This window comes from Streptomyces sp. SM1, assembly GCF_002910825.1.
Taxonomy (GTDB): Bacteria; Actinomycetota; Actinomycetes; order Streptomycetales; family Streptomycetaceae; genus Streptomyces; species Streptomyces okerensis.
Genome location: NZ_NEUB01000568.1, coordinates 1 through 1,734 on the forward strand (window position 1 = coordinate 1; position 1,734 = coordinate 1,734).

Sequence of the window (1,734 nt, forward strand, 5' to 3'; positions counted from 1 at the left end):
GGGCTTGTATCTCAATTAGTGCTTGTTAAGCATGAGTTGGTGGGATGGTGGACCATGACTGTGCGTCCGCTCGTCACTGCCTTACGGGCCAAGTTCGCCCGGATCCTGCCGCATCTCGATGAGCGCCGCCGTCGGCTCTACTTGGCCAGTGAGGCTGCGGCCATCGGCCACGGCGGGATCACCCTGGTCGCTGTCGCCTCCGGGACCAGTACCGCGACCGTCGCGCGTGGCGTCACCGAGTTGGCCGGGGACCCGGTGCCGACGAGGCGGGTCCGTGCTCCGGGGGCCGGCCGCAAGCCGTTGACGGTCACCGACCCCGGTCTGCTGGCGGCACTGGAGGCGCTGATCGAGCCGCACACCCGGGGCGATCCCGTCTCCCCGTTGCGATGGACCACCCTGTCGCTGCGGGTCCTGGCCTCGACCCTCACGTCGCAGGGCCATCCGGTCAGTGCCGCGACCGTCGGGCGCCTGCTGCGCGGCCTCGGATACAGCCTGCAGGGCACCGTCAAGACCACCGAGGGTGCCAGTCACCCGGACCGCGATGCCCAGTTCGCCCACCTGAACGCCACGGCCACCGCCTTCCTCGACGACAAGCAGCCGGTGATCAGCGTCGACACGAAAGCCAAGGAATGGCTCGGCAACCGCGACCGGCCCGGCCGTACCTGGCGGCCGGGCAAGGACCCGATCAAGGTCGACTGCCACACCTTCACCACCAGCGACCAGCCCGTCGTCATCCCCTACGGGATCTACGACACCGCCACCAACACCGGCTGGGTCAACGTCGGGACCGACCACGACACCTCCGAGTTCGCGGTGGAGTCCATACGCCGCTGGTGGCAGCGTCGCGGGCGGGTGCACCACCCCGACGCGACCCGCTTGCTGATCACCGCCGACGCCGGCGGCTCGAACGATCCCCGCCGCTGGACCTGGAAAAAGCACTTGGCTGCCTTCGCGCTGGAGAGCGGACTGGAGATTACGGTCTGTCACTTTCCGCCGGGCACGTCGAAATGGAACAAAATCGAACACCGGATGTTCTGCCACATCACCGCGAATTGGCGAGGCCGACCGCTGACCAGCTACCAAGTCGTCATCGAGACCATCGCTGCGACGAGCACCCGCACCGGACTGACCATCGGCGCCGAGCTGGACACCGGCAGCTACCTCCTGGGCACGACCGTCACCCCTGCCGAGTTCAAGGCCCTGCCGATCACGCCCGCCGCGTTCCACGGAGACTGGAACTACACCCTGGCCCCCGTCCTGCCCCGAACGCCACAGGCACCGGCTACCGGCCGGGGGATCGATCCCGTCCTGACCACAATGCTCAGCGATCCGGCCCTGACCGGCATGCCGCGGTCCGACTTCGAACGCCTGGTGGCAGTCTCGGAGCCGTACTGGGACGCCATGGCCGAGGCGGCCTTCCAACGACGCTTCCACCGTCCGCGCAGTTACCTCCACCCGCAGACCAGCAGCCTGGATCACTACCACCGCCTCCTGGCGGCGCTGTTGCGCCGCCGCAGGGCGATCACCAGCACCCTTCTAGCGGAGCTGCTGGGCGTCACCCGCACGAACCTCTCCAACCAGTTCCAGGACGGGCACCGACTCCTGGACCTGCACCGCGTCGTCGTCACACCGCTGCCTGGATCGCCGGCTCGCACCCTGGAACAGCTCCGAGCCCACCTGCCCGACGAAGTCCACGAAACAGGTCAACTCTGACAGTTATTCAGATACAAGCCC

At 67.7% G+C, this 1,734-nt stretch carries 1 pseudogene; it reads left to right on the plus strand.

The features are described from left to right. Positions 1–54: 54 nt before the first annotated feature. Positions 55–1,734: pseudogene (locus B9S61_RS13820) on the plus strand (ISAzo13 family transposase); the annotation flags it as partial.